At 63.8% G+C, this 24465-nt stretch carries 24 protein-coding genes and 1 tRNA gene; 19 read left to right on the top strand and 6 right to left on the bottom strand.

The features are described from left to right. The first annotated feature begins 75 nt into the window (after positions 1 to 75). From ACROUL_RS13270 to ACROUL_RS13305, 8 genes are all read left to right on the top strand, one after another. On the top strand, positions 76 to 1281 hold the full coding sequence (locus tag ACROUL_RS13270; RefSeq protein ID WP_431299941.1) for an ABC transporter substrate-binding protein: 1206 nt from the start codon (positions 76 to 78) through the stop codon (positions 1279 to 1281). Positions 1282 to 1398: 117 nt separating this feature from the next. Continuing rightward, complete coding sequence (locus ACROUL_RS13275) at positions 1399 to 2187, top strand: ABC transporter ATP-binding protein (RefSeq protein ID WP_431299942.1); 789 nt, start codon at positions 1399 to 1401, stop codon at positions 2185 to 2187. Further along, a complete protein-coding gene (locus ACROUL_RS13280; protein ID WP_431299943.1) occupies positions 2180 to 2890 on the top strand; it encodes an ABC transporter ATP-binding protein in 711 nt (236 codons plus the stop codon). Before ACROUL_RS13275 ends, ACROUL_RS13280 begins: the two co-directional genes overlap by 8 nt. Positions 2891 to 2892: 2 nt before the next feature. Next, positions 2893 to 3258 carry a hypothetical protein gene (locus ACROUL_RS13285; protein ID WP_431299944.1) on the top strand — a complete coding sequence of 122 codons (366 nt, stop codon included), beginning with the start codon at positions 2893 to 2895 and terminating at the stop codon, positions 3256 to 3258. 61 nt (positions 3259 to 3319) lie between these two features. Continuing rightward, entirely contained in the window at positions 3320 to 4330 is a 1011-nt protein-coding gene (locus ACROUL_RS13290; protein WP_431299945.1) for a branched-chain amino acid ABC transporter permease, read from the top strand. Next, positions 4327 to 5625 carry a branched-chain amino acid ABC transporter permease gene (locus ACROUL_RS13295; protein ID WP_431299946.1) on the top strand — a complete coding sequence of 433 codons (1299 nt, stop codon included), beginning with the start codon at positions 4327 to 4329 and terminating at the stop codon, positions 5623 to 5625. The genes ACROUL_RS13290 and ACROUL_RS13295 overlap by 4 nt, the downstream gene beginning before the upstream one ends. 91 nt (positions 5626 to 5716) lie before the next feature. Then, positions 5717 to 8140, top strand: coding sequence for a GcvT family protein (locus tag ACROUL_RS13300; protein WP_431299947.1), 2424 nt, complete (start codon positions 5717 to 5719; stop codon positions 8138 to 8140). A gap of 23 nt (positions 8141 to 8163) precedes the next feature. Continuing rightward, positions 8164 to 8790 (top strand): nucleotidyltransferase family protein, encoded by a 627-nt coding sequence (locus ACROUL_RS13305; protein ID WP_431299948.1) that lies wholly within the window; start codon positions 8164 to 8166, stop codon positions 8788 to 8790. Here the strand turns inward: ACROUL_RS13305 and ACROUL_RS13310 are convergent. The 3 genes from ACROUL_RS13310 to ypfJ all read right to left on the bottom strand — a co-directional run bounded on the left by ACROUL_RS13310 (position 8779) and on the right by ypfJ (position 13148). Continuing rightward, positions 8779 to 11730: a Hint domain-containing protein gene (locus ACROUL_RS13310; protein ID WP_431299949.1), complete on the bottom strand. Its 2952-nt coding sequence runs from the start codon at positions 11728 to 11730 to the stop codon at positions 8779 to 8781. The two genes, ACROUL_RS13305 and ACROUL_RS13310, sit on opposite strands and share 12 nt — an antisense overlap. A gap of 442 nt (positions 11731 to 12172) precedes the next feature. After that, positions 12173 to 12256, bottom strand: a tRNA-Leu gene (locus ACROUL_RS13315). A 43-nt stretch (positions 12257 to 12299) separates the two neighbouring features. Further along, positions 12300 to 13148 (bottom strand): KPN_02809 family neutral zinc metallopeptidase, encoded by an 849-nt coding sequence (ypfJ, locus tag ACROUL_RS13320; RefSeq protein ID WP_431299950.1) that lies wholly within the window; start codon positions 13146 to 13148, stop codon positions 12300 to 12302. A gap of 235 nt (positions 13149 to 13383) precedes the next feature. Between ypfJ and ACROUL_RS13325 the strand changes: the two genes are divergently transcribed. Then, positions 13384 to 13848, top strand: a complete 465-nt coding sequence (locus ACROUL_RS13325) for a disulfide bond formation protein B (protein ID WP_431299951.1) — start codon at positions 13384 to 13386, stop codon at positions 13846 to 13848. 12 nt (positions 13849 to 13860) lie between these two features. On the opposite strand, the gene ACROUL_RS13330 is transcribed toward ACROUL_RS13325, so the two are convergent. After that, complete coding sequence (locus tag ACROUL_RS13330) at positions 13861 to 15024, bottom strand: deoxyguanosinetriphosphate triphosphohydrolase (RefSeq protein WP_431299952.1); 1164 nt, start codon at positions 15022 to 15024, stop codon at positions 13861 to 13863. Positions 15025 to 15096: 72 nt separating this feature from the next. Between ACROUL_RS13330 and ACROUL_RS13335 the strand changes: the two genes are divergently transcribed. The 3 genes from ACROUL_RS13335 (at position 15097) to xth (ending at position 17042) form a co-directional block, all read left to right on the top strand. Next, complete coding sequence (locus tag ACROUL_RS13335) at positions 15097 to 15429, top strand: HesB/IscA family protein (RefSeq protein ID WP_431299953.1); 333 nt, start codon at positions 15097 to 15099, stop codon at positions 15427 to 15429. A 66-nt stretch (positions 15430 to 15495) separates the two neighbouring features. Beyond that, positions 15496 to 16215 (top strand): hypothetical protein, encoded by a 720-nt coding sequence (locus tag ACROUL_RS13340; protein WP_431299954.1) that lies wholly within the window; start codon positions 15496 to 15498, stop codon positions 16213 to 16215. A gap of 47 nt (positions 16216 to 16262) precedes the next feature. After that, complete coding sequence (gene xth, locus ACROUL_RS13345; protein WP_431299955.1) at positions 16263 to 17042, top strand: exodeoxyribonuclease III; 780 nt, start codon at positions 16263 to 16265, stop codon at positions 17040 to 17042. On the opposite strand, the gene ACROUL_RS13350 is transcribed toward xth, so the two are convergent. Together ACROUL_RS13350 and dksA are read right to left on the bottom strand one after the other, a co-directional pair. Beyond that, the gene (locus ACROUL_RS13350; protein ID WP_431299956.1) at positions 17043 to 18239 is read right to left on the bottom strand and encodes an FAD-dependent monooxygenase; all 1197 of its coding nucleotides are present in this window, start codon (positions 18237 to 18239) and stop codon (positions 17043 to 17045) included. Positions 18240 to 18315: 76 nt separating this feature from the next. After that, positions 18316 to 18738, bottom strand: coding sequence for an RNA polymerase-binding protein DksA (gene dksA, locus ACROUL_RS13355; RefSeq protein ID WP_305570417.1), 423 nt, complete (start codon positions 18736 to 18738; stop codon positions 18316 to 18318). 170 nt (positions 18739 to 18908) lie between these two features. On the opposite strand from dksA, the gene ACROUL_RS13360 reads away from it, so the two are divergent. The 7 genes from ACROUL_RS13360 to ACROUL_RS13390 all read left to right on the top strand — a co-directional run bounded on the left by ACROUL_RS13360 (position 18909) and on the right by ACROUL_RS13390 (position 24432). Then, positions 18909 to 19760, top strand: coding sequence for an AAA family ATPase (locus tag ACROUL_RS13360; RefSeq protein WP_431299957.1), 852 nt, complete (start codon positions 18909 to 18911; stop codon positions 19758 to 19760). Between the two features lie 280 nt (positions 19761 to 20040). Further along, on the top strand, positions 20041 to 21393 hold the full coding sequence (locus ACROUL_RS13365) for a DUF2927 domain-containing protein (protein ID WP_431299958.1): 1353 nt from the start codon (positions 20041 to 20043) through the stop codon (positions 21391 to 21393). A 35-nt stretch (positions 21394 to 21428) separates the two neighbouring features. Continuing rightward, positions 21429 to 21599, top strand: a complete 171-nt coding sequence (locus ACROUL_RS13370; RefSeq protein WP_431299959.1) for a hypothetical protein — start codon at positions 21429 to 21431, stop codon at positions 21597 to 21599. A gap of 3 nt (positions 21600 to 21602) precedes the next feature. Then, entirely contained in the window at positions 21603 to 22784 is a 1182-nt protein-coding gene (locus ACROUL_RS13375; protein WP_431299960.1) for a vWA domain-containing protein, read from the top strand. After that, the gene (locus ACROUL_RS13380; protein ID WP_431299961.1) at positions 22781 to 23122 is read left to right on the top strand and encodes a hypothetical protein; all 342 of its coding nucleotides are present in this window, start codon (positions 22781 to 22783) and stop codon (positions 23120 to 23122) included. The genes ACROUL_RS13375 and ACROUL_RS13380 overlap by 4 nt, the downstream gene beginning before the upstream one ends. Further along, positions 23119 to 23712: a DedA family protein gene (locus ACROUL_RS13385; protein WP_431299962.1), complete on the top strand. Its 594-nt coding sequence runs from the start codon at positions 23119 to 23121 to the stop codon at positions 23710 to 23712. Before ACROUL_RS13380 ends, ACROUL_RS13385 begins: the two co-directional genes overlap by 4 nt. A 30-nt stretch (positions 23713 to 23742) precedes the next feature. After that, positions 23743 to 24432, top strand: coding sequence for a M48 family metallopeptidase (locus ACROUL_RS13390; protein ID WP_431299963.1), 690 nt, complete (start codon positions 23743 to 23745; stop codon positions 24430 to 24432). Positions 24433 to 24465 lie beyond the last annotated feature (33 nt).

Genomic DNA, 24465 nt, shown 5'->3' on the forward strand with positions numbered 1-24465 from the left:
TTTTAGGTGCTTTTCTTTTTACAGACGTGCAACTAGTCTCCCCGGCAGGATTTCGATCCAATATGGGAGATACAAATGAAAAAACTGCTTTTGGCGACTGCCGCGACTGCCCTTATGGTCGGCGCCGCCCAAGCCGAGGAAATCAAGCTCGGCATCTTTATCGGGTTCACTGGCCCGATCGAATCTCTGACGGGACACATGGCTAACGCTGCCGATCTGGCGATGAAGGAAGCTTCGGATTCGGGCAAGTTCCTGAACGGCACGACCGTTGTTGGCGTCCGCGCTGACAGCACCTGCGCCATCGACACCGCCGCCGGTACGGCCGCTGCTGAACGCCTGATCACTGCCGAAGGCATTAAGGGCATGATCGGCGGCGACTGCTCGGGCATCACCGGCGCAGTCCTGCAGAACGTGGCCCGCCCGAACGGCATGGTCATGATCTCGCCCTCCGCCACCTCGCCGGCGCTCAGCACGGCCGAAGATGACGGTCTCTTCTTCCGCACCGCGCCGTCCGATGCGCGCGAAGGCGAAGTGATGGCTGACATCCTGACCGAAAAGGGCGTCAAGTCGATCGCACTGACCTACACCAACAACGACTACGGCAAGGGTCTGGCTGAAGCCATCGCCAGCGCCTTCACCGCAAAGGGCGGCGTCGTCACGATCAACGCACCGCACGACGACGGCAAGGCTGACTATTCGGCTGAAGTCGCGGCTCTGGCCTCGGCCGGCGGCGACCTTCTGGTTGTTGCAGGCTACCTCGACCAGGGCGGCAAGGGCATCATCCAGGCTTCGCTCGACACCGGCGCCTTCACCACGTTCGGTCTGCCGGGCGGCATGGTTGGCGACAACCTGCCGAAGAACATCGGCCCGGCCCTTGACGGTTCCTACGGCCAGGTCGCCCAGTCGGACTCGCCCGGCGCAGCAATCCTGACCGAAATGGGCAAGACTGCGCCGACCCCGTTCGACGCGACCTCGCCCTACTCGATGGAAAGCTATGATGCCGCCGCGCTGATCATCCTTGCCATGCAGGCGGCCGGGTCGACCGACCCGAAGGTCTACAAGGACAAGGTCATCGAAGTGGCGAACGGCCCGGCTGACGGTTCGGGCGTCAAGATCCTGCCGGGTGAAATCGGCAAGGCTCTGGAACTCATCGCTGCCGGCACCGCCATCGACTACGACGGCGCCTCGGGCGTCACGCTCATTGGGCCCGGCGAAAGCGCTGGCCGCTACAAGGAGTTCGAAGTGAAGGGCGGCAAGTACGAAACGATCAAGTTCCGTTGATCGCGTCAGCCTGAACACAAAGCGCGGCCCGGGTTCTGTCCCGGGCCGCTGCCACTACTAGACCAGCCCGCCTGCCGCCGCGCGTCAGGGAAGAGGCCAGGCGCATGGGGAAGACGAATGATAGTTGTCGAAGACCTTCACCGGCATTTCGGCGGGTTTCACGCTGTGGATGGGGCGTCCATAAAGATCGAGACCGGCTCGATCACCGGCCTCATCGGGCCGAACGGCGCCGGCAAGACCACGCTTTTCAACGTGATCGCGGGCCGTCTGCCGCCTACCAGTGGCAAGGTCTACATGGACGGCGAGGATATCACCGGCCTGCCGCCGCATACCCTGTTCCACAAGGGCCTCTTGCGAACATTCCAGATCGCCCACGAGTTCAGCTCGATGACCGTGCGCGAGAACCTGATGATGGTGCCCCCCAACCAGGCGGGCGAGACGCTGTGGAACACGTGGTTCGCGCGTGCTCGCGTCGCCGCCGAGGAACGCCGCATTCGCGAAAAGGCCGACGAGGTGCTGGAGTTCCTGACGATCAGCCACCTTGCCGACCAGAAGGCCGCCAACATCTCCGGCGGCCAGAAAAAGCTGCTGGAGCTTGGCCGCACCATGATGGTCGACGCCAAGGTCGTGTTTCTGGACGAGGTCGGCGCAGGTGTGAACCGCACGCTGCTGAACACCATCGGTGACGCCATCGTGCGCCTGAACAAGGAGCGCGGCTACACCTTCTGCGTCATCGAACACGACATGGATTTCATCGCCCGGCTTTGCAACCCCGTGATCTGCATGGCCGAAGGCAAGGTGCTGGCCGAAGGTACGGTGGAAGAGGTCAAAAGCAACGAGCGTGTGATCGAGGCCTATCTCGGCACCGGCTTGAAGAACAAGGTCAAGGAAACTGCGCATGGCTGAACCTTTCCTGATCGGCGAGGCCATGACCGGCGGCTATGGCCCGGTCGACATCCTGCACGCCTGCACCATCGCCGTGGAAAAGGGCCAGATCGCGGTGATCGTCGGGCCGAACGGCGCCGGCAAATCCACTGCGATGAAAGCCGTGTTCGGGATGCTGCCCTTGCGCGGCGGGCAGGTAAAGCTTGCGGGCGAAGACATCACCGCCCTGTCCCCGCAGGCACGCGTCGCCAAGGGCATGGCCTTCGTGCCGCAAACGCAGAACATCTTCACCTCGATGACCGTTGAAGAGAACCTTGAAATGGGCGCCTTCCTGCGCCGCGACGACATCAAGGGCACACTGGAACAGGTCTACCATCTTTTTCCGATCCTGAAGTCCAAGCGCTATCAGGCCGCGGGCGAACTGTCGGGCGGCCAGCGCCAGCAGGTGGCGGTTGGTCGTGCACTGATGACTCAGCCAAAGGTCCTGATGCTGGACGAACCCACCGCCGGGGTCAGCCCGATCGTGATGGATGAACTTTTCGACCGCATCATCGAAGTGGCCCGCACCGGCATTTCCATCCTGATGGTCGAACAGAACGCCCGCCAGGCACTGGAGATTGCTGACAAGGGCTTCGTCCTTGTCCAGGGCCGTAACCGCTTTACCGATACCGGCAAGGCGCTTTTGGCCGACCCTGAAGTCCGCCGCAGCTTTCTTGGAGGATAGCGATGAAAGCCCTGATCGCCCTGACCGCCTTCCTTCCCACGGCAGCACTGGCCGACATCGAATGCACCCTCGCCCGGCAATGTGGCGGCGGCACCTGCGAAACCTTCACTGGCGGGCCGATGCTTTTGCACGACGCCGGTGATGGCGCATGGCAAGTCAGCCTCGGTGGCCAGACCTACCAAGGCTACCTTTCCGCCGACGTGGCCGAGGGCGGCGAAATTGCCATCACGATCCCGCCGCAGGCCGGCATGTCGGGCTTCGTCTCGGTGTTTCCGGCCGGCGAAGTGGCCTTCACCGCCCACGCCCTCGGCGACGGCGAGGTTATCGCCATTACTGGTGCCGGCACCTGCAGCGGGGTCGGCGGGTGATGTCGAAACGTAATTTCCGTCCGGGCATCCTGCCCCGGACCCGTCGAACCGGGGAGCGGTGATGGACTATGTGAACGCCCTAGTGGCATTTCTGAACTTCGTGTTCATCCCCGGCCTGAGCTACGGGGCGCAGATCGCCCTTGGTGCGCTTGGCGTCACGCTGATCTACGGGATATTGCGGTTCTCGAACTTCGCGCATGGCGACACGATGGCCTTCGGCACGATGTGCGCCATCCTGCTGACGTGGTGGATGCAGTCGGTCGGCATCAACTTCGGCCCGCTGCCGACAGCGCTTCTGGCGCTGCCGGTTGCCATCGCCCTGACGGCAGCCTTCGTCCTTGCTACGGACCGGGTCGTCTACCGATTTTACCGCCGAAAGCGCGCAAATTCGACCATCGTGGTGATCGTGTCGCTGGGTGTCATGTTCGTGATGAACGGGATCATCCGCCTTATAATCGGCGTCGACGAACAGAACTTCACCGACGGCGCGCGCTTCGTGCTGAACCCGCAAGACTTCAAGGTGGCGACCGGCCTTGCCGAACCGCTTGCAATCAAGACGACCCAGGCCGTGACCGTCATCACCGCTGTCGTGGTGGTGGCCGTGTTGTTCTGGTTCCTGCAGAAGACACGTACCGGCAAGTCCATGCGCGCCTTTTCCGATAACGAGGATCTTGCGCTGCTGTCTGGCATCAACCCCGACCGCGTGGTCGCGGTGACGTGGATCATCGCAGCGGCCCTCGCCACCATCGCCGGCGTTCTTTACGGCCTCGACAAAAGCTTCAAGCCGTTCACCTACTTCCAGCTTCTGCTGCCAATCTTTGCCGCCGCCATCGTCGGCGGCCTGGGCAATCCGTTGGGCGCGATTGCCGGCGGCTTTGTCATCGCCTTTTCAGAAGTGATCGTGACCAACGCGTGGAAAAAGATCGTGACCTATCTGGTGCCCGAAAGCATGGCGCCTGACAGTCTCCTTCAGCTTCTGTCGACCGACTACAAGTTCGCCGTAAGCTTCGCGATCCTGATCATCGTGCTGCTGTTCATGCCGACGGGTCTGTTCAAGGGGAAATCGGTATGAACCGCAACATCATCCTGTTTGGCGTCGTCGCGCTGCTTTACCTGCTGACCGGCTACTTCCAAAGCTGGAACCTGTCGCTGACCATCCTGAACACAGCGCTCATCGCCACCATCGCGGCCTTGGGGGTGAACATGCAGTGGGGCTATGCCGGTCTTTTCTCCACCGGGGTCATGGGCTTCACGGCACTGGGAGGGCTTGCCGTCGTGCTTGTTTCGGCCAAGCCGAATGCCGAAAACTGGGGGGCCGGCGGGCCTGCCATCCTGATGGGCCTGCTCATCGGTGCAGCCTCGGTGGCGCTGGCGATCTTTACCTACAACCGGCTCAAGGCGGGGCGAAACCGCAACCTGATCGTCGCCGCCATCCTGATCGGTGGTTTCTTCCTGTTCCGCGCCATCTACGACCCGGCCGTCGTCGCAGTCGAAGCGGTGAACCCGCAGTTTGCGGGCAACATCGGAGGGCTTGGCCTGCCATCGCTTCTCGCCTGGCCCGTGGGCGGACTTCTGGCCGCCGTTGCGGCCTGGGCCATCGGCAAGACCGCCCTTGGCCTGCGCTCGGACTACCTGGCCATCGCGACACTAGGCATCGCTGAAATCGTCATCGCCTTCATCCGCAACGAAGACTGGCTGGCGCGCGGGGTGAAGAACCTGATCGACCTGCCGCGCCCCTGGCCGGTACCCTACGAAGTCAACATGCAGAAAGACCCCGGCTTCATTGACTTCGTAGCCAAGTATGGCCTCGATCCCGCGAATGCCTCGACCATCTTCGTCAAGCTGCTGTACGCCGTGATGTTCGGCATCGTGCTTCTGATCGTGATCTGGCTGTCCGAACGCGCCCTGAACAGCCCGTGGGGCCGGATGATGCGCGCAATCCGCGACAACGAGGTTGCCGCCGAAGCGATGGGCAAGGACGTGACACGCCGTCACCTTCAGGTGTTCATCCTCGGCTCGGCCGTGATCGGCTTTGCCGGCGCCATGATGACCTCGATGGACGGCCAGTTGACCCCCGGCACCTACAACCCGCTGCGCTTCACCTTCCTGATCTGGGTGATGGTTATTGTCGGCGGTTCGGGCAACAACTGGGGCACCGTCCTTGGCGGCTTGCTGATCGGCTGGCTCTGGCTGGTGGTCGAATTCCTCGGCCCGAACCTGATGGGTATCCTGACATCGGGCCTCGCAGAAGGGCCCCTGAAAGCCCACCTCATCGACAGTGCGCAACATATGCGGTTGCTGACCCTGGGTGTCATCCTGCTTCTGGTCCTGAGGTTCAGCCCGCGCGGCCTGATCCCGGAAAAGTGACGGCCATCCGCGACATTTTTTGTCGCGGAACGGCATGACTTTCCCCCTGCCCCGGCCAATCTGCGGCTGGGGCAGTCCAGGGAGTAGCGCCATGAAAACCCATACCCGCGTTGTCGTCATCGGCGGCGGAGTCGTCGGCTGTTCGGTGCTTTACCACCTGACCAAGCTCGGATGGTCCGATGTGACGCTGATCGAAAGGTCGGAACTCACTTCCGGCTCGACCTGGCACGCGGCAGGCGGTTTCCACACGCTGAACGGCGACACCAACATGGCCGCGCTGCAGGGCTACACCATCCGCCTCTACAAGGAGCTTGAGGCGATCACCGGCATGTCCTGCGGGTTGCACCACGTCGGTGGCATCACCCTTGCCGACAACAAGGAACGCTTCGACCAGCTCAAGGCCGAACGCGCCAAGCACCGCTACATGGGGCTCGACACCGAAATCCTCGGACCGGACGAGATCAACAAGTTCACCGACGGCATGGTCAACCTCGAAGGCATCGTCGGCGCGCTCTACGACCCGCTTGATGGGCACCTCGACCCGTCCGGCACCACCCACGCTTACGCCAAAGCTGCACGCATGGGCGGGGCCGAAATCATCCTGCACAACCGCGTACTTGAGACGAACCCGACCAAGGACGGCTGGGAAGTCGTGACCGAAAAGGGAACCATCACCTGCGAGCATCTGGTGAACGCCGGCGGCCTCTGGGCGCGGGAAATCGGTGCAATGGCGGGTGTCTACCTGCCATTGTTGCCAATGGCGCACCAATATCTCGTCACCGACGATATTCCCGAAATCATGGACATCCTGAAATCGGGCCGTGAATTCCCGCATGTGATGGACCCGGGCGGCGAAAGCTACCTGCGCCAGGAAGGCCGTGGCCTCTGCATAGGTTTCTACGAAAAACCCTGCGAACCCTGGGCGCTTGACGGCACACCTTGGAATTTCGGGCACGAGCTTTTGAACGAGCAGTTCGACAAGATCGAGGATTCCGTCAACTTCGCCTACCGCCGCTTCCCCGTCTTGGAACGCACCGGCGTCAAGCGCGTGATCCACGGCCCCTTCACCTTTGCCCCTGATGGCAACCCGCTGATCGGCCCGGTGCAGGGCCTGCGCAACTACTGGTCCGCCTGTGCCGTAATGGCCGGGTTCAGTCAGGGCGGCGGCATGGGTCTCGCGCTCGCGCAATGGATGATCGAGGGTGAGGTCGAACGCGATCCGCGCGGTTTCGACGTCAGCCGCTTCGGCACTTGGACGACGCCGGGCTACACCGTGCCAAAGGTGATCGAAAACTACCAGATGCGCTTCTCCGTCGGCTACCCGAACGAGGAACGCCCCGCCGCGCGCCCGTTCCGCGTGACGCCGATGTACGACAAATTCACCGAACTCCGCGCCGTCTGGGGCCAGCAATACGGCCTTGAAGTGCCGAACTACTACGCTCTCCCCGGCGAGCCTGTGTATGAGACGCCCACCTTCAAACGCTCCAACGCGTGGGAAGCGACCCGTCAGGAAGTCATGGCCGTGCGCGAAGGCGTCGGCATCAATGAAGTGCAGAACTTCGGCAAATACCGCATCACCGGCCCGCAGGCTCGCGCGTGGCTTGACCGGATCATGGCCGGCAACATCCCGAAACCCGGCCGCCTGTCCCTGACCCCGATGTTGGCCCATTCTGGCAAGATCATCGGTGACTTCACCGTGTCCTGCCTGTCGGAGACCGAATTCCAGCTGACCGCCAGCTACGGCGCGCAGGGCTGGCACGAACGCTGGTTCGAACAAAACGCAATGGACGGCGTAAAGGTGGAAAACATCTCCGACGCCCGCTCCGGCTTCCAGATCGCCGGGCCCAACGCGCGCGAACTGCTGGCGCGCGTCACCCGGTCGGACGTTTCCGGCGATGCGTTCAAGTTCATGGACGTGCGCCGCATGACCGTGGGCATGGCCAACTGCATCGTCCAGCGCGTCAGCTATACCGCCGACCTCGGCTATGAAATCTTCACCGACCACATGTCGGTCCGCCACCTGTGGGACGTGCTGACCGACGCGGGCAAGGACCTCGGCATCCGCCCCTTCGGAATGCGCGCGATGATGTCGCTGCGCCTCGACAAGTGGTTCGGGTCGTGGGGCCGCGAATTCAGCCCGGACTACACGCCGATGGAAACCGGCCTTGACCGCTTCATCCGCTGGAACAAGGATGCGGACTGGATCGGCAAGGCCGCCGCCACCGCGGAAAAGGCGTCCGGACCAAAACGCCGCCTCGTCAGCTTTGTCGTCGATGCCGACGATGCCGATGTCGTGGCGTGGGAACCGATCTGGCTGGATGGTGCGGTCGTAGGCTTCTGCACCTCGGGCGGGTTCTCGCACTTCACCGGCCGGTCAGTCGCGCAAGGCTTCCTGCCCGCCGAGCGCGTGCAGGACGGGCTCGCGGTCGAGATTGAAATCCTTGGCCAGCGTCGGCCCGCGAAAGTCCACCTCGCGCCGCTCTTCGATGCCGATGGCGCACGGATGCGCGGCTAGGCTTGACAGCGCGGGGCCGGGGCGTGACCTTCGGCCCCATGCAGCCGGTCGTTCACATCGCGATCCTTGCGGCGGGCGCCTCGTCGCGGATGCGGGGGCGTGACAAGCTGTTGGAGCCCATTGCCGGAATGCCACTGCTGCGGCGCGTGGCCGAAGTGGCAATCGCCACTGGCCAACCGGTCTATGTCATGCTGCCGCCCAACGATACCCTGCGCGGCGCGGCATTGGACGGTCTGCCCGTCTCGGTGATTTTGGTGCCGGATGCCGACCTCGGCATGTCACGCAGTCTTGGCCGCGCGGCAAACACCGCCACCCTGCGGTCCGCCGGTGCTTACGACGGGCTGATGGTCCTGCCCGCCGACATGCCCGGCTTTACCCCTGCTGCCTTGACCTTGATGGTCGATGCATTCCTGTCAGCACCTACGCTGATCCACCGCGCCACCGATGCATCGGGCCGGCCCGGTCACCCGGCGATCTTTCCAAAGGACTTGTGGCCAGCCCTCGCGGCGCTTGAAGGCGACGAAGGCGGTCGCGCTGTGCTGCGCCAGCATCAGGCGCGTGTCCGCCTGACACCGCTTCCCGGCGACATGGCTACGCTCGATCTTGATACACCCGAAGATTGGGCGGCCTACCACGCGTCAGGCCGATAGAAGCACCCGCACCTCGTGCGTCTTCAGCGTCGGCCGCGCAGCCTCGAACGCGCGCTCGTTGACGGCAAGCTGGGGAAAGATGGTCAACACTTCGTCGCGCACGGCACGATCCATCTCGGCCACCATGCGTTGCGCCGGCTGGAAGCTTTCCGTCCACAACCCGTCGGACAGGACGATTTCGTGCCGGTCAAACAGCATATGCACATAGGTCACCCCGGCGGCGGGCAGCACCTGCGCCACGCCGGCCTCGCCGACCAGATGCCGGGCGGCAACCAGCACCTCGGCATCGCCGAACAACAATTCCGCCCGCGCCGAAGATATAAGGACGCGGTGCTGCGGCGACACCATCATGTCGCGCAGCGGGCCATCCCCGCCCAAGGCATGGGCCGCGATCTTCACTGGCCGCAGGTCGGGTTGGGCCAGCAACTCGGCAGCCGACAACCGGCGCTGGCCCGCCCAGCGCACCGGCTGCAAGCCATTGTCTCGCGTCAGCACCAGATCACCGGGCTGCAACCGCTCCACCGCCACCGGACCCTTGTCGGTCTCGATCAGCGTGCCCGACGTGAAGCACGGAATGATGCTTTCGATCTCGGTGAAGGTCATCGTGCCGACAACCGTCGTGCCGTTCGGCGCAAAGAAGGTGATCGTGCCGGACTCAGCCGTCGAATAGACGATGTCGACCCGGCTCCAGCCGTAGGCCTGCAGGTCGAGCACGTCGAAATCGTTTGGCGCACCGATGCCCGCGCCGCCGCCGCTTACCGTTTCTACCGTAGCGCCGTTGTCAGCATCGCCCGCGCCGACGATGATCGTGTCGTTGCCATCCCCGCCGGAGATGTTGTCGGCCCCGGCGCCCCCACGCAGAATGTCATTGTCGGCGCCACCTTGCAGGTTGTCGCTGCCGCCGCCACCCACCAGCGTGTCGTTCCCGATGCCTCCGACCAAGGTCTCGGCATCGACGTCACCCGTGATGAAATCGCTCTGGCCCGACCCGATGACGACCTCGATGTCACCGCCGACCGTGTCGCCCTGAGCATCCCCACCCACGCCCGCGCCACCGCCGATGGTGATGGTGACACCAGCGCCAGACGCCGAGTAATCGGCGGTGTCCGTTCCCGTGCTGCCACTCAACGAATCCGCGCCGGCACCACCGATCAGGGTGTCGTTGTCAGCGCCACCGCTCAGAATGTCGTTGCCGTCGCCGCCCGTCAGTGTGTCATTGCCGCTGCCACCGTCCAGACTGTCGTTACCAGCGTCACCTTGCAGGCTGTCGTTGCCGCCGCTACCAACCAGCGTATCGTTCCCGACGCCTCCGACTAGCGTCTCGGCATCGCCGTCACCCGTGATGAAATCGTTCTGACCCGACCCGATCACGACCTCGATGTCACCGCCGACAGTGTCACCCAAGGCATCACCGCCCACGCCCGCGCCACCACCGATGGTGATTGTGATGCCAGCGGCAGACGCCGAATAATCGGCGGTATCCATTCCGGCACCACCACTCAGCGCATCCGCGCCCGCACCACCGACAAGGGTGTCGTTGCCGTCGCCGCCCGTCAGCGTGTCGTTTGCCGCGCCACCGTCCAGTCGGTCGTCACCGACGTCACCTTGCAGGCTGTCGTTGCCGGCGGCACCCACCAGCGTGTCGTTCCCGACGCCTCCGACAAGCGTCTCGGCATCGCCGTCACCCGTGATGGAATCGTTTAGGCCCGACCCGATGACGACCTCGATGTCACCGCCGACCGTGTCGCCCTGGGCATCCCCGCCCACGCCAGCGCCACCGCCGATGGTGATCGTGATGCCAGCGCCAGACGCCGAATAATCGGCGGTATCCGTTCCGGTACCACCACTCAGCAAATCCGCGCCCGCACCGCCGACAAGGATGTCGTTTCCGTCACCAGCAGTCAGTGTGTCCCCGCCGGTACCACCGTCCAGGCTGTCGTTACCCGCGTCACCTTGCAGGTTGTCGTTGTCAGCGCCACCAAGAATAGTGTCGTTCCCATCGCCGCCATACAGGATGTCATTGCCGGCGTCGCCAAGGATGCTGTCGTTGTCCCCTTCACCCCAAAGCGTATCGACGCCGTCGCCGCCGATGATCGTGTCGTTGCCGAAGCCGCCCCAGATTTGGTCAGCGCCGGCGCCACCATCCAAGAGGTTCGTACCGGTCAGGTTGCCTCCGCTCAAGTCGTCAATGGTGTCGTCACCGTCGCCACCGAAGACCGTATCGTCCCCGGCGCCGAATATGAGGATGTCGTTTCCGCCGAGACCAGAAAACACACCGCTCAGCGAATCCCCGGTGATCGAGTCGGCAAAAGTGGTGCCGGTGATGTTTTCGATCCCGGAGAGTGTGTCGTCGCCACTGCTGCCGCCGCTGGTGACCGTATTCGTGACAAGGCTCGCGTTGATCCCGGCACCGGTATTGCCGCTGTAGTCTGCGGTGTCGATGCCCACGCCCCCGGCAAGAGTATCGGCGCCCCCGCCACCAATCAGCGTGTCATTGCCTGAACCGCCGGAAAGAGAGTTCGCTAAGCCGTCGCCAACCAGCAGGTCATTGAGGTTTGACCCGGTCAGGTTCTCGATGCTGCTATAGGTGTCACCTGCAGCATCGCCGGTGTTGTTGGCGGGCGTTGCAAGATTGGCGGTAACTCCCGTGGTGGATGTCTCATAGCTCGCGGTGTCTGTTCCACCGCCACCGCTCAGCTGGTCAGCCCCAGCGCCACCGATCAGGGTGTCGCTACCGTTTCCGCTCCCACCAATCAGGGTGTCGTTGCCCGACCCGCCATCAAGCCGATCCGCGCCACTGCCACCGTCCAGACTATCGTTGCCACCAAGACCGATGAGAGTATCGTTTCCACCTCCGCCAGAGATCGTATCTGCTTCACCGGGAAAATTGGGATCACCGACCAGGGAGTCGTCGCCATTGGTACCGCTGATATTCGCCATCGCTAAAAAGGCTCCCTATTTCGTTTGCAGTGCCCTGCAACAACCCACGAACAAAACTCCGTCACTTGCTTGGTCTCGCCGCGTCCGTCTCGTCCGTATCGCAAATTCTGACACCAAGTCTTTAACGCATTGTCAGGACTTCCGGTCACAATCACGTTCTATTTGAACAATGGGAGAGATTTCTGGTCTGGCAAGCAGCCTACGGCGCAAAGGTGCCAAGTGTCGCCCGCAAGCCGCATTTTGACAGGTTTTCAGCGTCCAATTGCGCAAGTACGCGCCGCAGCGGGCGAAACGGCTTGCTGCTCGTCCCGATCATCAGCACGGGGAAAGACTCGAAGATTACGGCCGCTGGGCGTTTTGGAGCGCTGCTTTGGACACCGCTTTGACTTAACATCATTGCGATCCGGCCAACTTGTCTGCCGCTCACCTTGCATTGGATAAGTGGTGCCCGAGGCGAGACTCGAACTCGCAAGCCTTGCGGCGGAGGATTTTGAATCCCCTGCGTCTACCATTCCACCACTCGGGCACGACGCGTGGTTTAGACGGCGGTGCGACCGCCGTCAATCCGGTCAGAGTGTGTTGGTCTGGAACGTGTCACAGTCCGCAAGTTGCCCCGACTGGTAGCCGGTCACGAACCAGCGCGACCTCTGTTCCGATGTGCCGTGCGTAAATGTGTGCGGCATCGGGCGCTGGCCTGCGTTGGCTTGCAACGTGTCGTCCCCGATCTGCCGGGCGGCATTCACCGCCTCTTCCAGATCGCCGCGCTCGATGGTGCCAAGTGTCTGCTGTGCCTCGCGCGCCCAGATGCCCGACAGGCAATCCGCCTGCAGTTCGATCCGGACCGAGATTGCGTTGCTTTCCGCCTCGCTGACCCGTTGGCGCACGTCATTGGCCTTGCTTAGGATGCCAAGTTCGTTCTGCACATGGTGACCGATTTCGTGGGCTACCACATAGGCCGCCGCAAAATCACCCTTGGCGCCCAGCCTGCGCTCCAGCGTCACGAAAAAGCCGGTGTCCAGATAGATCTTGCGGTCTGTCGGGCAATAGAACGGCCCCGTCGCCTCGGATGCCCCACCGCAGGCTGATTGCGTACCTTGCTTGAACAGCACCAGCGTGGGGGTACGGTAGGTGGTGCCCAACTGTTCGCGGAAAACCTTTGTCCAGACTTCTTCGGTATCGGCCAGCGTGACGGACACGAACTCCCCCGCAGTCTTGTCTTCCGCAGTCAACTCTACCGAAGCGGAACTTTGCCGGGACGTGCCCGGATCATTCAGCAAGGGCGTCAGGTCGACGCCAAGGAAGTAGCCGATGATGACGATTGCCAGCACACCGACCCCGCCGACGCGGCCGACGCTACCGCTGCTCATGCGGCGGCGATCCTCGATGTTGTTGCTGCCGCGACGGCCCTTCCATTCCATGTCGTACCCCTTACCGATTGCACGGCGACCCGGTCATGTTTTCCGACCTCGCAGGCCCGCTACAAGCGTGGCGAAGCTGCGAAAAACCCAGACCAGTCCCTTCTTGTCCAACTCGAAGTCTAACTGCTTCGTTCCGCTCCAGAAAGCCTTTTCACACCCGCGGATCATCACTCCGTGACTTCCCTCGGCCCAAAAGCGCACCTATGGTCACGCCAAATTCAAAGCGGAGCCGCCCATGACACGCGCCCAACTATCCCTGCTGGCCGCCGCCGGATCGGCGGCACTGCTCGCCGGAGCCTTTGCCTTCCAGTACATCGGCGGCCTCGCCCCGTGCCAGCTTTGCCTCTGGCAGCGCTGGCCGCACGCGGCGGCAGTCGTGATCGGCGCCCTGATGCTGGCGCTTGGCTGGCGGGTGCTGGCCTGGGCTGGTGCGCTGGCCGCCTTGGCGTCCGCCGCGATCGGCGCGTTCCACGTCGGCGTCGAACAGAAGTGGTGGGAGGGGCTTGCGTCGTGCACCGCAGGCTCGATCGAAGGGATATCCACCGCAGACCTGCTGAACCCCGATGTCGTTGTCGCGGCCCCGGTGCGCTGCGACCAGATCGCATGGGCGCTGGCCGGCATCTCGATGGCCGGCTGGAACGTGATCCTGTCGCTGGTGCTGGCCGCGATCTGGGTGATGGCAGCGCGCGCCAAGGCCTGACGCAGCAGCGCCCTAACCCACCAACCGCTGATATTCCTGCAAGGCAAAGCGGTCCGTCATGCCCGAAACATAGTCGGCCACGATCCGGGCCAGTTCCACATCGCCTTTGGCCGCCGCGATGTCAGCCTGCCATTCGGTGGGCAGAAGCGACGGATCGCGCAGGAACAGAGGAAACAGCGTGTCGATCACTTCGGTCACCCGCGCGCGCTCCAGCATCACCGAAGGGGCGCGATACATCCGGGTAAACAGGAACGACCGGATCACTTTCAACTCCTGAAACAGAGGCTTGGAAAAGCGGATGATCGTTGTGCCCATGTGCCGGATGTCATCCACCGATTTCGGCTGTGCCGCAGTCAGGCGGTTCTGCGCCACCGCAATCACGTCCTCCACCATACGGCCAAAGACCCGGCGCAACGCCTCGTGTCGGCGACGCATCCTGTCCAGCCCCGGATAAAGCCGGTCCACCTCGGCAAAGGCTGGCCCGGTGACCGGCAGGTCCATCAGATCCGCCTCGGTGAACAAACCCGACCGCAGGCCATCATGCAGATCGTGGTGGCTATAGGCCACATCGTCGGCAATCGCCGCCACCTGCGCCTCGGCCGAGGCGTGGGTTGAAAGTTCCAGGTCCCACTCCGCGTTGACCTCGGCCAGCGCATAGGGCAGCGGCCCCTCGTGCTTCTTGTCGGCGTTCGGGCCGGTCACAGGGCCATTGTGTTTCGCAATGCCCTCAAGCGTTTCCCAAGTCAGGTTCAACCCGTCGAAATCGGCGTAATGCCGTTCCAGCCGCGTCACGATGCGCAAGGCCTGCGCGTTGTGGTCGAACCCGCCATAGGGGGCCATCAGCCGCTCCATCGCGTCCTCGCCGGTATGGCCAAAGGGCGTGTGGCCAAGGTCATGCGCCAGCGCCACCGCCTCGGCAAGGTCGGTGTTAAGCCCAAGCACCCCAGCAACCGTGCGCGCGACTTGCGCCACCTCGATCGTATGGGTCAGGCGGGTGCGGTAGTAATCGCCCTCGTGTTCCACAAAAACCTGCGTCTTGTGCTTCAACCTCCGGAACGCGCTGGAATGGATTATCCGGTCCCGGTCCCGCTGGTAAGGCGAGCGGAAGGACGACAGGTGTTCCGGCCAGCGCCGCCCCCGCGAAGCGTCAGGCTGGCAGGCGAAAGGTTCAAGCATCGCGGCCTCGCTTGTGGGTCGCAGTCTGGTGACCTATATTCCGGGTAGAACCGGAAGGATACGGGAACAGCCATGGAACTCACACTCCCTCCTCGCGTCACCGACCGCGCCTTTGCCCGCCTTGCCGAAATCGCAGAACTCACCGGCGACGCGCGCGCCCTGCGCGTGGCCGTCGACGGCGGCGGCTGTTCGGGGTTTCAGTATGACATCAAGCTGGACGATCCCGGAGCCGACGATCTGGTCTTGGAAAAAGATGGCCAGCGGGTCTTGGTCGATCAGGTGTCGCTGCCCTTCCTGTCCAACGCGGTGATCGATTTCACCGAGGAACTGATCGGTGCGCGCTTTGTGGTGCAAAACCCGAACGCCACTTCAAGCTGCGGATGCGGAACAAGTTTCTCGATCTGATCACTTTTCTACGTGACCTCAGGCTCGGCCGGTCTATCTGCAGCCAGACGAACGGGAGGCGAACGGATGTCGGTCACACTCATTCTTGGATCGGCACCGATGGCGACGGCGGCACGCGACTGGCCGCGCCAGCCGTTCGACCGCGTGCTGGCCATCAACAATGCCCATGCTATCCGGCCCGACTGGGACGAACTGATCTACCCGCACGACTTCCCGGCTGACAGGATACCCGCGCTGCGCCCCGGCCAGCACCTTGTCACGGAAAAAGAGTTTGTGCCGGCGCAGAACGCCCTTGGCGGCTTTGTATATGCTGGGGGCACAATGGCGTTCACAGCTGCCTATTATGCCCTCTTTTCGCATCAATCGACGGTCATCGCTGTCTTTGGCTGCGACATGGTCTACCCCAAGCAGGGCAAGACCCATTTCTACGGCGCGGGCACCGCCGATCCGCTGCGCGCCGATGTCACGCTGCGCTCGCTCGAGGCAAAGTCTGCGCGGCTCATGGTGATCGCGGCAATGCGTGGCGTGGCAATGATCAACCTTTCGGCTGGCCCGTCGCGCCTGATCTTTCCTCGCGCCACGCAAGCCTTGGTGGCAAAGGCCAGACCGCTGCCCTTCTGCGCCGACCTCGCCGCAGCGGCGCTCGCGGCCGAGGCTTCGCTTGGCTACCTCGTGGCGTCCGGCCGCTATTGGGAAGAGGCCGCGCGGTTCGACACGGCGGAACTTGACCGGATCGACGCCCTTTGGGTGGCAGCCGCGAGCGTGCCTTGGCAGCAGACTGCTTGAAGCCAGAAGCGGTCCGGGCCTAGAACAGTGCCAACGGAGGACCGCGCATGAAACTCGCCACGTTCAACATCAACGGCATCAAGGCGCGGATCGAGGCGCTGCCAGCCTGGCTGAACGCGGCAAAGCCCGACGTGGTCTGCCTGCAAGAGATCAAGTCCGTCGATGAGGCCTTCCCCAACGAAATGTTCGAAGCGATGGGATATGTCGTTGAAACGCATGGTCAAAAGGGCTTCAACGGGGTGGCCATCCTCTCAAAGCTGCCGCTGACCGATGTCCGCCGCGGCCTGCCTGGCGACGAGACCGACGAACAATCCCGCTGGATCGAGGCGGTAGTGGTGGGAACGCGTCCGATCAGGGTCTGCGGGCTTTACCTGCCGAACGGCAACCCGGCCCCGGGGCCGAAGTTCGACTACAAGCTGGCATGGATGGCACGGATGGAGGCGCGCGTCCGCGCACTTTTGGCTACCGAAGAACCCTTCGTCTGCCTTGGTGACTACAACGTGATCCCGCAGGCAGAAGACGCAAAAAAGCCAGAGGCCTGGGTCGACGATGCCCTGTTCCGGCCCGAAAGCCGCGCCGCGTTTCAGCGTATCGTGAACCTCGGCCTGACCGACGCTTTCCGCGCGATCACGCCCGGGCCGGGCCATTATTCCTTCTGGGATTATCAGGCCGGCGCGTGGGAGCGGAACAACGGCATCCGCATCGACCATATCCTGCTCAGCCCGCAAGCCGCCGACCGGCTGATCGACTGCCGGATCGACAAGGCGGTCCGGGGCGGCGACAAGCCGTCGGACCATGTGCCAGTCTGGGCCGAACTGGCGGGCTAGTCAGGAATTCCGGACCGCACCCTGCGTCACGTCATGGCCGTATAACCAATCAAATCGCCCCAGCATCGCATTTGGCGCCACCTGCCCCAGCAACCGCATACCAGTGTGCGCCAAAGACCGAAGCGGCCCGCCAAGGTGATAGGCCCGCGCATTGCTGTTGGCTGCCGCCACGATCCGGCTGGTGCGGGCCTGACGCCGCGCCTGAAAGGCGGCAAGTCCGGCAGCAACCGTGTCATGACCCGCCAGTGCCTCGGCCAGCACCCAGGCGTCCTCAAGGCCCATCGACGCCCCCTGCGCCAGAAACGGCAGCGTCGGGTGGGCCGCATCGCCAAGAATGGCCGCAGCCCCCTGCGGCGTGGCCCGATACCAGTGCTTCGCCACCGGATGCTGGAACAGGCCCCAAAGCCAAGGGTCCTCCACCCGCTCCAGCCAACCGCGCACCCGTGGAGCGAACTCCTCGAATGCCAGCCGCAGGTCCATCGAATCATCGCGCAGCGACCAGCTTTCTTCGGCCCACTTCCGGCGCTCTTCGACTGCCACGATGTTGCGCAAGGTTCCGCCCCGCACCGGATAGCTGACCAGATGTCGGCCCTCGCCCATGTGCACCTCGGCCACCGGCGCCGCACCCGCTTCGCAAGGGATCAACGCGCGCCACGCAACCTGATGCGTGAAGAACGGCTTTTCCGGCCCGTTGAGCGCCAGCCGCAACCGTGAATGTAGCCCGTCCGCCCCGATAAGCAACTCCGCCTCCCGCCACTCCCCCCCAATAGACAGCAACGGCCGCGGGCCGGACACATCGACCGCATCGACCCGCTGCAACAAGCGCAGCGTAACCCCCGCCGCCAAGGCGCCTCGCAGCAAAAGCGCAATCAGGTCGGCGCGGAGCAGGAAATGATACCCCTGTTCGGGCCGCAACCGCCCCACCTCCAGCCGCGTCACCAGCCCGCCCGACATCCCGTCGCGCAGTTCAACCGCCTCTGCACGCATCGACACCGCATGCAGCGCGTCACCCAGCCCAAGCGCGCGCAGGACGCAGGCACCGTTCGGCGAAATCTGCAACCCGGCCCCCACCTCGCGGATCGCATCGGCCTGTTCCAGAACCGTGACCGACGTGCCGCGCAACGCCAACGCCTGCGCCACCGCAAGCCCCGCAACCCCCGCCCCAAGGACGGTGACGGACTGGCCGATCAGGCTCATGGCTTACCCCCGAAATGATAACGCCGGGCGTAATGCCCGGCGTCAAGTTTCCGCCTCTGTCCGCTATTTCGCAAGCTCAGTCGTCGCGGTGCACCTTTTCACGGCGCTCGTGCTTTTCCTGCGCTTCCAGTGTCATGGTGGCGATCGGTCGGGCATCAAGGCGACGCAGGCTGATCGGCTCGCCTGTCATCTCGCAATAGCCGAACTCGCCATTCTCGATCCGGCGCAGCGCTGCGTCGATCTTGGCCACCAGCTTGCGCTGCCGGTCCCGCGTGCGCAGTTCCAGCGCGCGATCGGTTTCCTCCGATGCGCGATCGGCGATGTCGGGCACGTTGCGGCCCGAGTCCTGCAGACTGTCGATGGTTTCGGCGGACTGGTCGAGAAGTTCCTGCTTCCAGACAATCAGCTTGCGGCGAAAATACTCAAGCTGCCGGTCATTCATGAATGGTTCGTCTTCGGCGGGACGATAATCGTCAGGCAAGAACACTTCGGCCTTCATCGAAACTCTCTCCAAATTGCCGGATCGCTCCGACAGGTGGGCTTCTGTCATGATGCGCTCCCGTTGGCGGCCATTTAGCGTAAGGCGCGGGCAATGTCACTAGCGGTTGCGAGAATTTGTCAGGGCCGCTAGGCTCGCCCCGGCCGTCCCAACCAGAGCCTTGATCCACAATGAAATTCGCCTCGACCGCGACATATGTTGCCACCGAAGACCTGCGCGTCGCCGTCAACGCGGCCGTGACCCTTCAGCGGCCCTTGCTGGTGAAAGGCGAGCCGGGCACCGGCAAGACAGAACTTGCCCGCCAGGTGGCGGCCGCGCTCGACCTGCCGCTGGTCGAATGGCATGTGAAATCAACCACAAAGGCGCAGCAGGGGCTTTACGAATACGATGCCGTCAGCCGTCTGCGCGACAGCCAGCTTGGCCCCGGCCTTGGCGGCGAGCGGGTCAGCGACGTGCGCAACTACATCCGCAAGGGAAAGCTTTGGCAGGCCTTCGAGGCCGAGGGCCGGGTGGTCCTTCTGATCGACGAGGTCGACAAGGCCGACATCGAGTTTCCGAACGACCTCCTGCAGGAACTCGACCGGATGGAATTCCATGTCTACGAAACCGGAGAAACCATCCGCGCCCGTCACCGCCCGGTCGTCATCATCACCTCGAACAACGAAAAGGAACTGCCCGACGCTTTCCTGCGCCGCTGTTTCTTTCACTTCATCCGCTTTCCCGACATCGACACCCTGCGCGCCATCGTTGCGGTGCATTTCCCCGGCATCAAGGACGCTCTCCTTACCGTCGCGCTGACCCAGTTCTTCGAACTGCGCGACACCCCCGGCCTTAAGAAGAAACCGTCCACCAGCGAGGTGCTTGACTGGCTGCGCCTCCTGCTGGCCGAAGACATCGATCCCGCCGACCTCAAGCGCGACGGAAAGACCAGCCTGCCAAAGCTCTATGGCGCGCTCCTGAAGAACGAACAGGACGTGCAACTGTTCGAACGCCTCGCCTTCCTTGCGCGCAGCGGCCGTTGATTTGACCTTTTCCAACATAACCGAATCGGCCCGAAAAGCCTTGCCACCACCTTGGGATAGCGCCTGCGGGCACCCAAAAGCCCGTGATCTTTCGCCACAACTGAAACAAAGCGTGAGCCGAAATCGAACATCTGGACGCAGCACACACTTTAACCGCCACAGATAGTGCCCAGAAATCACGACTTAATTCCGGAATTGACAGCGGTGCGCCCCGCTCCTGACACTGCTGGTTGCGCCCTGTCTGCCCGGGGCGCGCCACAGTCCCCGCGAGTGCTGCCGCATGCGCCTTCTCTCTCTCATGGCCGTCCTGGCCCTGTCCGCCTGCGCCCCTTCGGCACAGGTGTCCAAGGCCCGGCCCACCGCCGCAACCGAGGTCAGCTTTGCACCGCTGCAGGGCTTTGCCCCGCATGGCTCCAGCCGCAGCAACGCCGAAATTGCCCGCGATTTTCTCGACCTCTCCTTCGCGATGGAAAGCGGGCGCAGCCTGCCCATCTTCACCCGGTTCGAAGGCCCGATCAGCATCCGCCTTGCGGGCGACGTGCCGCCAACCGCACCGCGCGATCTGGCCGTCCTGATCGCCCGCCTTCAATCCGAAGCCGGCCTTCCCGTCAGCTTGGCATCCCGCGAGGACGCCTCGATCACCGTTGAATTCGTGCCCCGCGCAGCACTGCGCCGGATGGCGCCTCAGGCGGCCTGCTTTGTCGTCCCGAACGTCTCGTCGCTGGCTGAATACCGCTCGCGCCGCGGGTCCGAGGCCGTGGATTGGGGCGCCGTGACCCGCCGCACCCGTGCCGCGATCTTCGTGCCCGCCGATACGAGCCCGCAAGAGGTGCGCGACTGCCTGCACGAAGAAATCGCGCAGGCCATCGGGCCACTGAACGATCTCTACCGGCTGCCCGATTCAGTCTTCAACGACGACAATTTCAACTCGGTCCTGACCGCCTTCGACATGCTGATCCTGCGGATCTACTATGCTCCCGAACTTCGCAGCGGCATGACGCGCGACACTGCAGCGGCGCTGGTTCCGGGGCTTGTCGCACGGATGAACCCCGCAGGTTCCGGCATGGGCGGACAAAGCGCCGGCCCCACGCCGCGCGACTGGACCGCCGCGATCGAAACCGCGCTTGGGCGAAAAGGCAACACTGCCGCCCGCCTCAGGGCCGCCGAACGCGCAGTCTCCATCGCCCAGTCCGAAGGTTGGGCCGACAACCGCCTAGCCTTCAGCTACTTCGCCCTCGGTCGGCTCAGCGCGGGCTCCGACCAGACTCGCGCGCTTGGCGCCTTTTCCGCAGCCGCCGCGATCTACGCCCGCCAACCCGGCGGCGAGGTTCACGTCGCCCACATCGAGATGCAACTGGCCGCAATGGCCCTCGGTACCGGCAGCCCGACCGAAGCGATCCGGCTGGCCGACCACGCCATTCCCATAGTGCAACGGCATGAAAACGCAGCACTTCTGGCCACCCTGATGCTGATCAAGGCCGAAGCAATGGACAAGCTAGGCGATAGCGTCGGTGCGGCGGCGCTCAGGCTCGACAGTCAGCCGTGGGCGCGCTATGGCTTCGGCTCGGATACGGTCGTGAAGGCCCGGATGCGCGATATCGCGGCGGTGGCTTCAGGCGTCGGCAAAGGCTGAAGGCGGGGCGTCGTGCCCCCGGAAAAGGGGGCGGCGTGATCGTCATCGGCGGGTTCATCTTCGGGGCGTTGCTTGGCGCGTTCACCGCGTGGCGGCGTGGCGGCAAACCCGCCGACATGGCGCAATATGCCGCCGGCTTCGGCATCGCCTTCTGCCTCCTTGGCCTTTTTCTGACCATCTTCCTCGAGCGGATGCTCATGAGGTAACCGATGTTCCTGCCCTTCTTCCAGACCCTAAGGAACGAAGGCGTGCCAGTCTCCTTGCGCGAATTTCTCGGTTTTCTGGAAGGCATGGCCGCAGGCCTCGTGACCTATGACCCGGAAGGGTTCTACTACCTCGCCCGCACTGCACTGGTGAAGGACGAACGCCATCTCGACCGCTTCGACCGTGCCTTCGCCAAGGCCTTCGAGGGGCTAGAGGCGATCAGCACAGATCAGGTGCTGGAGGCGCTGGACCTGCCGCGCGACTGGCTGGAAAAGCTGGCAGAAAAGCACCTCTCGCCCGAAGAACGCGCGGCCATCGCAGCCCTTGGCAGCTTTGACGCGCTGATCGAAACCTTGCGTCAACGGCTCGCCGAACAAAAGTCTCGGCATCAGGGCGGCTCGAAATGGGTGGGCACAGCCGGCACCTCTCCCTTCGGCGCTTATGGCTACAACCCCGAAGGCGTGCGCATCGGGCAGGACCAAAGCCGCCACCAGCGCGCGGTCAAGGTCTGGGACAAACGCGAATTCCGCAACCTTGCCGACGACGTCGAGCTTGGGACCCGCAACATCAAGGTCGCCCTCCGCCGCCTGCGCAAATGGGCCCGCGACGGCGCGGCGGACGAACTTGACCTCGACGGCACCATCCGCGCCACCGCCGAGCACGGCTGGCTTGACGTGCAGACAAGGCCGGAACGGCGCAACGCGGTGAAGGTGCTCTTGTTCCTCGACATCGGCGGGTCGATGGACCCTTACGTCAAGGTGATGGAGGAGCTGTTCTCCGCCGCCCGCGCCGAATTCAAGCACCTCGTCACCTTCTACTTCCACAATTGCATCTACGAAGGCGTCTGGCGCGACAACCGCCGCCGCTGGGACGCACAAACCCCGACATGGGACGTGCTGCGGACCTTTGGCTCCGACTACAAATGCATCATCGTCGGCGACGCCGCGATGAGCCCTTACGAAATCCTCCACCCCGGCGGCGCCAACGAACACTGGAACGCCGAGGCGGGGCAGGTCTGGCTGCGCCGGATTGGCGCGCAGTGGCCGCATCACCTCTGGATCAACCCGGTTCCCGAGACCGGGTGGCAACACAGCCACTCCACGCGGCTGATCCGCGAAATCTTCGACGGAAAGATGGTGCCAATGACGTTGGAAGGCATCGGCAGGGGGGTCAGACAGCTCGGATGAAGAAACTTTGGCGCACGCGGCCCTGGCTCACATCGGCGTTCCTCCTGGCCTGCGCGGTGACGCTGTTCTTTCTGCTTCGTCTGGTGGGGCAGACGGTCTACTGGCAAACCCACCAGCAGGTCCCGGTCCAGCCGTGGATGACCGTCGGCTACGTGGCGCGGTCCTGGGGCCTTGACCCTCGCGCGCTTGACGCCAAGGCCGGCCTGCCCTTGCCCGAAGCCAAGGGTCGCCCGCAACCCCTGGCCGAAATCGCGCGCGACCGTGGCGTGCCCGTGGCCGACATCATCGCAGAAGTCGAGGCCGCCATAACGGCCCTGCGTGCCGAGCGTGGCGAATGACCGACTGGCTCCTTGCCCTCGTGCCGCAATACGGGCTGTGGCTGCTGGCTGCGACCACGTTCCTGTCCTGCCTCGCCCTGCCCTTCCCTGCCTCGATCCTGATGCTGACGGCAGGTGGTTTTGTGGCTGCCGGCGATCTGGCCCTCGCCCCGACCCTCGCCGCCGCTGCCGGGGGCGGCATCGCTGGCGACCAGCTTGGCTACTGGGCCGGGCGCAGCTTTGGCACACGCCTTCTGACACAGCTCCGTCGCGATCCGGGCCGCGACCGACTGCTCGCAAAGGCCGTGGCGATCATGGACAGGCGCGGCACCAGCGCGGTCTTCTTGACGCGCTGGCTGTTCAGCCCGCTCGGGCCGTGGGTTAACCTTACAGCGGGCAGCACCGGCTACGGCTGGCCGCGCTTCACAACCGCAGGGGTCGCTGGCGAAGCGGTCTGGGCGGGAATCTATGTGGGCGCAGGCTACGCCTTTGCCGGCAACGTCGAGGCGGCAAGCCAGATGCTCGGCTCGGTGCTTGGCGTCGTTGCCGGTGCCTCGGCGGTCCTGATCCTTGGCTACTGGCTCTATTCGTCGCAGCGGACGGGGGTTTAAACAAATGCACGCCACCCCATATCCGGCACGATGATGAAGTTCCTCCCCCTCCTCCTCGCGGTGTCCTACGCGGTTCTGATGATGCGCTTTTCGGTCTGGCGCACCAAGAAGATGCTCGACCAGCAGTCCAAGCCGCTGACCGATCCCGCCATAACCCGCCTCGCCGCACAGATGGCCGAGGCGCTGGATGTGCCGCAGATAAAGGTCAACGTGTTCGAGGTTGAACCAGTGAACGGCCTCGCCGCCCCGGACGGCCGCATCTTCCTGACCCGCGGCTTTCTCAACCGCAAGATCCGTGGCGAGGTGACAGCCGAAGAACTGGCCAGCGTCATCGCGCATGAAATGGGCCACGTCGCCCTTGGCCACATGCGGCGCCGAATGATCGACTTCACCGGGCAGAACGCGGTGTTCGTGATGCTCTCGGCCCTCCTGAACCGCTTCCTGCCCTTCGTCGGCATCTGGCTCGCCAACATCATCTCCACCGCGCTGATGGCCCGCATGTCGCGCCGCGACGAATTCGAGGCCGACGCCTACGCATCCGCTCTGCTGATCAAGGCCGGTATCGGCACCGGCCCGCAGAAAAGCCTGTTCCGCAAGCTCGAGGCGCTGACTCAGACACACGCCGAAGGCGTGCCCGCATGGCTGCTCAGCCACCCTCATGTCGACGAACGCATCGCCGCGATCGAGGCGAACGAGGCCCGCTGGCTCGGGACACCCTGACACCCTGTCTTGCACCGATAACGGGCACCTTTC

Source organism: Tabrizicola sp. BL-A-41-H6, from assembly GCF_050632395.1.
Taxonomy (GTDB): domain Bacteria; phylum Pseudomonadota; class Alphaproteobacteria; order Rhodobacterales; family Rhodobacteraceae; genus JAUYQR01.

What these genes read in the sequence shown, in the direction of transcription:
- ACROUL_RS13385 (WP_431299962.1), top strand. Translation starts at nt 23,119, where the DNA reads ATGACCGACTGGCTCCTTGCCCTCGTGCCGCAATACGGGCTGTGGCTG.
- ACROUL_RS13335 (WP_431299953.1), top strand. Translation starts at nt 15,097, where the DNA reads ATGGAACTCACACTCCCTCCTCGCGTCACCGACCGCGCCTTTGCCCGC.
- ACROUL_RS13300 (WP_431299947.1), top strand. Translation starts at nt 5,717, where the DNA reads ATGAAAACCCATACCCGCGTTGTCGTCATCGGCGGCGGAGTCGTCGGC.
- ACROUL_RS13365 (WP_431299958.1), top strand. Translation starts at nt 20,041, where the DNA reads ATGCGCCTTCTCTCTCTCATGGCCGTCCTGGCCCTGTCCGCCTGCGCC.
- ACROUL_RS13340 (WP_431299954.1), top strand. Translation starts at nt 15,496, where the DNA reads ATGTCGGTCACACTCATTCTTGGATCGGCACCGATGGCGACGGCGGCA.
- ACROUL_RS13360 (WP_431299957.1), top strand. Translation starts at nt 18,909, where the DNA reads ATGAAATTCGCCTCGACCGCGACATATGTTGCCACCGAAGACCTGCGC.
- ACROUL_RS13380 (WP_431299961.1), top strand. Translation starts at nt 22,781, where the DNA reads ATGAAGAAACTTTGGCGCACGCGGCCCTGGCTCACATCGGCGTTCCTC.
- ACROUL_RS13275 (WP_431299942.1), top strand. Translation starts at nt 1,399, where the DNA reads ATGATAGTTGTCGAAGACCTTCACCGGCATTTCGGCGGGTTTCACGCT.
- ACROUL_RS13290 (WP_431299945.1), top strand. Translation starts at nt 3,320, where the DNA reads ATGGACTATGTGAACGCCCTAGTGGCATTTCTGAACTTCGTGTTCATC.
- dksA (WP_305570417.1), bottom strand. Translation starts at nt 18,738, where the DNA reads ATGAAGGCCGAAGTGTTCTTGCCTGACGATTATCGTCCCGCCGAAGAC.
- xth (WP_431299955.1), top strand. Translation starts at nt 16,263, where the DNA reads ATGAAACTCGCCACGTTCAACATCAACGGCATCAAGGCGCGGATCGAG.
- ACROUL_RS13270 (WP_431299941.1), top strand. Translation starts at nt 76, where the DNA reads ATGAAAAAACTGCTTTTGGCGACTGCCGCGACTGCCCTTATGGTCGGC.
- ACROUL_RS13280 (WP_431299943.1), top strand. Translation starts at nt 2,180, where the DNA reads ATGGCTGAACCTTTCCTGATCGGCGAGGCCATGACCGGCGGCTATGGC.
- ACROUL_RS13330 (WP_431299952.1), bottom strand. Translation starts at nt 15,024, where the DNA reads ATGCTTGAACCTTTCGCCTGCCAGCCTGACGCTTCGCGGGGGCGGCGC.
- ypfJ (WP_431299950.1), bottom strand. Translation starts at nt 13,148, where the DNA reads ATGGAATGGAAGGGCCGTCGCGGCAGCAACAACATCGAGGATCGCCGC.
- ACROUL_RS13375 (WP_431299960.1), top strand. Translation starts at nt 21,603, where the DNA reads ATGTTCCTGCCCTTCTTCCAGACCCTAAGGAACGAAGGCGTGCCAGTC.
- ACROUL_RS13350 (WP_431299956.1), bottom strand. Translation starts at nt 18,239, where the DNA reads ATGAGCCTGATCGGCCAGTCCGTCACCGTCCTTGGGGCGGGGGTTGCG.
- ACROUL_RS13325 (WP_431299951.1), top strand. Translation starts at nt 13,384, where the DNA reads ATGACACGCGCCCAACTATCCCTGCTGGCCGCCGCCGGATCGGCGGCA.
- ACROUL_RS13295 (WP_431299946.1), top strand. Translation starts at nt 4,327, where the DNA reads ATGAACCGCAACATCATCCTGTTTGGCGTCGTCGCGCTGCTTTACCTG.
- ACROUL_RS13390 (WP_431299963.1), top strand. Translation starts at nt 23,743, where the DNA reads ATGATGAAGTTCCTCCCCCTCCTCCTCGCGGTGTCCTACGCGGTTCTG.
- ACROUL_RS13285 (WP_431299944.1), top strand. Translation starts at nt 2,893, where the DNA reads ATGAAAGCCCTGATCGCCCTGACCGCCTTCCTTCCCACGGCAGCACTG.
- ACROUL_RS13310 (WP_431299949.1), bottom strand. Translation starts at nt 11,730, where the DNA reads ATGGCGAATATCAGCGGTACCAATGGCGACGACTCCCTGGTCGGTGAT.